The sequence below is a fragment of the Tychonema sp. LEGE 06208 genome, assembly GCF_015207505.1.
Taxonomy (GTDB): domain Bacteria; phylum Cyanobacteriota; class Cyanobacteriia; order Cyanobacteriales; family Microcoleaceae; genus Microcoleus.
In genome coordinates this window covers 1-5,823 of the sequence record NZ_JADEWT010000188.1, presented here as the reverse complement: position 1 = coordinate 5,823, position 5,823 = coordinate 1, and the positions used below count along the sequence as shown (strand labels likewise).

7 protein-coding genes are annotated in these 5,823 nt (G+C 44.1%); all 7 read right to left on the bottom strand.

What is annotated here, in order from left to right:
* Positions 1-97: 97 nt before the first annotated feature.
* The 7 genes from IQ263_RS27455 to IQ263_RS27420 all read right to left on the bottom strand — a co-directional run bounded on the left by IQ263_RS27455 (position 98) and on the right by IQ263_RS27420 (position 5,512).
* On the bottom strand, positions 98-535 hold the full coding sequence (locus tag IQ263_RS27455; protein ID WP_228050412.1) for a hypothetical protein: 438 nt from the start codon (positions 533-535) through the stop codon (positions 98-100).
* A 4-nt stretch (positions 536-539) separates the two neighbouring features.
* Positions 540-1,022, bottom strand: coding sequence for a hypothetical protein (locus IQ263_RS27450; RefSeq protein WP_194071210.1), 483 nt, complete (start codon positions 1,020-1,022; stop codon positions 540-542).
* 12 nt (positions 1,023-1,034) lie between these two features.
* Positions 1,035-1,343, bottom strand: coding sequence for a hypothetical protein (locus IQ263_RS27445; RefSeq protein WP_194071209.1), 309 nt, complete (start codon positions 1,341-1,343; stop codon positions 1,035-1,037).
* Between the two features lie 199 nt (positions 1,344-1,542).
* The gene (gene nrdJ, locus IQ263_RS27440) at positions 1,543-2,559 is read right to left on the bottom strand and encodes a ribonucleoside-triphosphate reductase, adenosylcobalamin-dependent (RefSeq protein WP_370589129.1); all 1,017 of its coding nucleotides are present in this window, start codon (positions 2,557-2,559) and stop codon (positions 1,543-1,545) included.
* Positions 2,560-2,860: 301 nt separating this feature from the next.
* Positions 2,861-4,105 (bottom strand): ribonucleoside-triphosphate reductase, adenosylcobalamin-dependent, encoded by a 1,245-nt coding sequence (gene nrdJ, locus IQ263_RS27430; protein WP_228050411.1) that lies wholly within the window; start codon positions 4,103-4,105, stop codon positions 2,861-2,863.
* Between the two features lie 402 nt (positions 4,106-4,507).
* Entirely contained in the window at positions 4,508-5,197 is a 690-nt protein-coding gene (locus IQ263_RS27425) for a hypothetical protein (RefSeq protein WP_194071207.1), read from the bottom strand.
* A 30-nt stretch (positions 5,198-5,227) separates the two neighbouring features.
* Positions 5,228-5,512, bottom strand: coding sequence for a hypothetical protein (locus IQ263_RS27420; protein WP_194071211.1), 285 nt, complete (start codon positions 5,510-5,512; stop codon positions 5,228-5,230).
* Positions 5,513-5,823: the final 311 nt, after the last annotated feature.

Sequence of the window (5,823 nt, the reverse complement as noted above, 5' to 3'; positions counted from 1 at the left end):
TCTTCATGTCATTGCTCGAATGGATAAGGTTCGACCAATTACACCAGGCATAGAGTCGAACTCATGCACTGGCTAATTTCATAAATTCCTTTTTTTGTCAACTCCTAATACTGAACCGACGCCCTAGTACAATTGAGTTACCTAAGTCTTCAGGAAAAAAGTGAGCAAATGACTTAGTGCGGCTATTTTCTCTCCCATATGAATCTACTGTGATGACATCAAATTCAAATGTGGGGAGATAGTCTTGGAACTGCGGTTTTATCTTTAAGTCATCCCTATCGTTCAGCAGTGCATAGGCAGCTAATTTTAGCTGCATTGAGTTATCCCGCAATGCTTGAATTCTTATCAAATCTAACCCAGCTTCTCCATATTTCAGCGCTTCAGAGAGTGCGGCGATTCTAACTTCGACAGCGGGCGAAGCTAAGCGGCTTTTAACGCCGGGGATGCCTCCGAGTACCGCAGCATTGACAGGAATTGAACTTTGACCGCCGAGGACGGCATCGTATTCTCTAGGTTCATTTTGATTTTCTGACATAATTTCAACCAGGGACTTTTGCTAGTTTGTCGGGTTGCAATGGAGACATCGCGAGCAATTCCTCAACTGAGAAAGGTTGGGGTTGAGAAATTGCTGCTTCAGCATCCATAAGCTCTTTGATTTTCTCAAAAATCAAAACCGTTTCTTCTTCTGAGTCAGTTAGTTTGTCATAAAAATTAGGTATGGAGAACCAATGCTCAAAAGCAATCTCTAACAAACCGTTAGTTGCTAATTGCACTTGCCAGTACTGAGAATATCTGGCATCGACTATCTCAAATAACGGGGCTGGATTGTGTATGGGATAATAAGTAAAGCGCTCATCGCAAATACAATACGATAAATTACCTTGCCATTCAGAGATAGCATAGACAATATACTCTTTACCTACTATCAGTTTAAATTCTGTTTCTGCGGTGATGTCTAACGGTGGATTTAGGTAATTTTCCGGCAGGTCGGTTCCTTTGTTGGCAATGCAGCGAATCTTCATATTATATTAACCTCACTGGTTTTTAGGTGCTATTTTGGGGTGTGTACGTTTGATTTTGTACTCGACATTTTGAAGAGTGCAAACATTTCTATACCAATGGATTTCAACGACAGCTCCCTCGATAATCGCGCTTTGGTTACTAGCCATTTTATACCAATCTTCAGGCTGACCGCCATAGTTGGCAACCAATCTGGGAGAATCTCCTAGCGGTCTGCTGGAGCCACCTTGAATCATGATGGCAGGTTGAGCCTTAGCGTCTTGCAGGAGTATTTGCTCTTGTAAATTATTGGGGATATCATCGGGAATTGCACCTCTAATCATCTTGCTATTAGTTACAAACTCTAAAATCTAGGCTAATTTTAATTATACAATTAAGCTATAGCTTGTTGGTGGGGTGGGGGCGGGTTTATTTAACCTGTCTGTAGTCTTTGAATTTGTCTGTGAACCCGCCCCTACGATTTTTGTTAACCTGAAATTAAACATAAAAAATCCCCCAAACGGGGGATTTGATTCAATGCTATTACATAGCCTTAATCTCCGGCATCAAACACTTGTCAGAATCGCAGCCCGCCGGCCCAGAATCCATCATTTCACCCAAATCGTAACGGCTCAAAGCCTCGTGGAAAACATCAATCTCGCGGCGCGATAAAGCCTCTGCCACCATTTTGGTGTAAGTTTCCTTATTAATCGGTTCAAAGGGCAAGCGCGGGAAAGTTTCTAGAGCATCAAATCTGGCTAAAAGTGCTGCAGAAATATAGCCTTCGTCATCGCGAATTGCTTCGTAAATCCGAGTAGCCAAACTTTCTACTTCATTTTCCCGCAACTCAATTGTGGCTGAAGTGTTGTGTCTGACATAGAACTTTTGCACTTGCATATAAAAGTCCATTTGTGCCGCCGCTGAGAACTTGTTAATGTCAATTTCATCGGCACCGGGTAAGTCAGCCCAACTTACAGCAACGGGTATTTCTACCAGCCATTCCGTGCAGCGTTCGTCGAAGGGATTGTTGAGTAAATTGCCGTTTTCATCTTTGTCAGATTGAGACGGAATCACGTTGTATCCGTAGTCGATGCAGGCGAGGGCTACGGGGTCGTTTTTGCCGAAAGTGATTCGGCGAATAAAACGCTGGGCTTTCGGCGGATGCCAGCCCGGAGAAGCACCTGTGAGCAGAGATTTTGTACCCGATGGTTGCACGGTTGTGCAGCGATTGGGGCGTTTCAAGGAATGGCGATCGCAATAATCCCATACTACCCGATTCACAATCTCCCGCCAACCAGTCAAATACTCTTCTTCCCGCTGTTTAAAAGCGATTCCCTGCGGAGTTTGCGGGCGACCTTCCACCCACCAGCGCAGCCACTCAACGCCAAAAGCATGAACGAAGAAATCGAACAATCCCGTGAAAGATACGCCGACAATCGGGTCTAATTCGCGGCTGTATTGATAGCGAGGTTCGAGAAATTTGTGATTGAGAAGTACCGCGACAGATAGAGATCCGGCGGTGAAAGCTTCCTCCTGTTCTTTAAAGTTGTAAGGGTCGATTTGATTGAGGTGAACCTCCCCCAGATTACAGTGAAAATTAGAGCCGATGATTTCCAGTTTTGTTATCCTAAAGGCTTTTTATCCTTTAGTTCTACAGATTCTATTTTCCCTGTAGCTCGGCGTACTTTTTCATTTACTTTAGTTATAAATGCCCCGCACTCTTGCCAGGATTATGTTCTTCAATCAAGAAGGTTCACCCAGTACGCTCTACGGTGGCAAAGGATTTTTAATGCCCTTACTTACCTCGGAATTAACATCTCAGTATTCTCCGAATTTGCGAGGTTTTTAACGTGAGGCAAAATTACTTACCACACGGGTTTAAGCCCAAACGAACTGACCGATGCTCTAATTCTTCCGCAGTCATGTCAGGATAGCGTTCCTGGAACCACTGTTTAGCTTTTCCTTGGTCGTAAGCTTTCAAGAACTCAATTTTAAGACTAGGTGTTGAAAGTAAATCGACGTTAGCTCTAGCTACAGCTTCACCAGCCCATTGAATTGCACCTTCACCAGAATAATACTGTTTGCGAACAGCATCAATACATTCTTCCAGTGTTGGTTTGTGATGAAAAACACGAGAGTGATTTGCCATTCTCAAAGCATCGCGTTCTGGATCTATTTTCCAGTTGCCATTTTCATCTTGTTGCCATAGGTTATTTTTAGCATTGGCTCCCAATTCGTCATCGAAAGAAAACTGACGAATTCCCGCGCTGCGCCTAATATTTCCAGCAACAATTGTGACCGCTGCTTCATCTATCAACACGCAGCATTCAACTGAATTTAATTGCCGCCCTAAAGCTTTATTCAAAATAGCCGAACACCGTTGATAAAGGTCGGGCAATTTCACCGGATTTGCGACTCCGCCAAAACCTTTTAAAGGCTCTCCCACCGGGCGAACGTCGCTCAAATCTATGTAAACTTGAACTTCGCCTGCAAATCTTTCATCTGTGGATAATTCCAATAAAGTTTGATAGGATTGCACCCAACCTTGGCGAGAATCTCCGACATGGATAGTTGCGGTTTTTTCGTCTATTTTCACTTCGGTTGCTTGGCGGCGCGACTGGGCGGGTGTAGAGCCGATTTCGCCTTGCATTGTTACGGTTAAGCGGTTGCTAATCTGTGGCAATTGGTTGATATATTTGGGTTCCAAAACTGCGCCGGTACCGCAGCCCATCATTGCCAAATCCATTAACAAGCCAAAGGCGCGCCAGTCGAGAATATTTGTTGAAGAACAATTATAGGCGCCGGAAAAGTTTTCGGGTTGTTCTATCCATTTGCTGCCGCCTACCCACAGCCAGCGCCCGGAAGCGAGGGTTTTGAGCTGGTTTTGCATCCGGTGTAGGAGCTCTGTTTCTTCAGCAGTGAGGTTTCCTAGCGACGCTAAGCCCTTGACGGTTCGATCGCACACTTGGGCCCAAGTCTCCCGCCCTGTCTCGGTACGGCGGCTGTACGTCCTGAAAAATATTGGATTTGCTGTCGGTACTGTTTCGGGAAAATCGGACTGGTTGCGTTTTTCGCTGACACTCGATCGCTCTAATTTTGGAACCATAATTTATGTACTGACGCGGAATATATCAACAAACTACGAATATACAACAGGATTCAGATTTAGGGTGAAAGCTTGATAAATTTGACAATTTGCACTAAATATGGGGCTTCGGACTCGGGAAGGTCGATCGGGCGATCGCTACAGCCATTACACGGTGTAAGTTCCGTTTAAGGCGAGGCGATCGATAACGCTATTTTGAATCTCATCCGAGAATTCGGGAAACGGCTTTATCGCATAACTACTCTCTTTGCTTCCGCGCTTGAAAATGGAAATTATAATTCGAGAGTTAATCACTTATCACTTATCACTTATTAGACATCTTCCAAAAAGGCTGTGAAGAACAGGCCGTCCAGCCTGTTCCACAATAATTATGGGAGATGTCTATTACTTATTATTACTTTATCAATCAGCGTGTCCGGTTAGTATCAAGACTAATAGTGTAAACCACCAAACGATCGGTCTGATTAATATTGATATCGGCACGATTAGAATGAAACCTGCAAATCTCGACCCAACCCTGGGTGTTTGCATAAAGTGCAAACCGAGTGCCGCTGCAATTAGAATGGCTACTACCCAATTCAAAATAGGTGTTATATTATTCCAATCAATTTCGGTAATATTTCCGAAGAGATTGGCTAATGGATTGGTTAAAAAAAGCCAAATTCGATCGAAGTCTGTTAAGCCCAGAGAATTTTCTATCCAGAGATCGGCTTGACCGGGTTTGTGGCGGTAGTCATTAGAGCCGCCACATTGAAACGATTGTTCGCTGTATCTAATATTACACTGCGGTACTTCAAAGGGTTCTACCTTAAATTCAATCTCAAGTGATCGACCTTTCAGGTTCGTTCTACATCGATTGATGTTATTGGAGGCATCTTTCCAATCGCATGAAAAAGAATGTCCGGACACGATCGTCATTCGATGACCTTCACGAAGGGCTAACTCAGAGCTAGACCCTTCGCCAATTCTCAATTCTGCAACTGCTCCAGCTACAGAAATCGGCCCGCCCCAAAACATGATGCCGATCGCAATAATTAGGCAATAAGCGGCGATCGCAAAGGGAGAGTGTGGCAACCTTTTTTTTAGATTCATGATTCGAGTTCAATTTTAAGGAAAATAACTTTAATGAGTTGTTAAAAACTCAATATTCGGTAACAGCGGGTCTTGAACAATCCCCACACCCTTAAAGCTCCAACGTTCCAGCAACTTTTTTACCTGAGAACCGGAAATCGATTCTACTCCGAATCGATCGGCAACATCAGCAGCATGGGTGTTGAGATAGCTCAAAGCGTCATAGTCTTCGCGAAACATTAACAAGTAACTAACTGCCGAATCAGGATTGGGATTGGCGGATAGATATTTGCCGTCAGCACGAGAACGCAGCAAGTAAAAAACTTGGGATAACATCTTATCTTTTTTGTCAAAATAATAGATTAACTCAAATGGGGAATCGGGCATCGGGCATCGGGAATCGGGCATCGGGCATCGGGCATCGGCCAAACAGGGCATCGGGCATCGGGCATCGGGCATCGGTAAATTAAAAAAGTTTAATTATTTTTCTTCCTTCTTCCTTCTTCCTTCTTCCTTCTTCCTTCTTCCTGATGACATTGTACGGAAAGCTCGGAGGCGACAGCACTAATGACTAATGACTAATGACTAATGACTAATGACTTCTTCCTGATGACATTGTACGGAAAGCTCGGAGGCGACAGCACTAA

Bases quoted from the DNA above. Each gene is read 5' to 3' on its own strand.
- nrdJ (WP_228050411.1), bottom strand. From the start codon at position 4,105: ATGGTTCCAAAATTAGAGCGATCGAGTGTCAGCGAAAAACGCAACCAG.
- IQ263_RS27420 (WP_194071211.1), bottom strand. From the start codon at position 5,512: ATGTTATCCCAAGTTTTTTACTTGCTGCGTTCTCGTGCTGACGGCAAA.
- IQ263_RS27455 (WP_228050412.1), bottom strand. From the start codon at position 535: ATGTCAGAAAATCAAAATGAACCTAGAGAATACGATGCCGTCCTCGGC.
- IQ263_RS27425 (WP_194071207.1), bottom strand. From the start codon at position 5,197: ATGAATCTAAAAAAAAGGTTGCCACACTCTCCCTTTGCGATCGCCGCT.
- IQ263_RS27445 (WP_194071209.1), bottom strand. From the start codon at position 1,343: ATGATTAGAGGTGCAATTCCCGATGATATCCCCAATAATTTACAAGAG.
- IQ263_RS27450 (WP_194071210.1), bottom strand. From the start codon at position 1,022: ATGAAGATTCGCTGCATTGCCAACAAAGGAACCGACCTGCCGGAAAAT.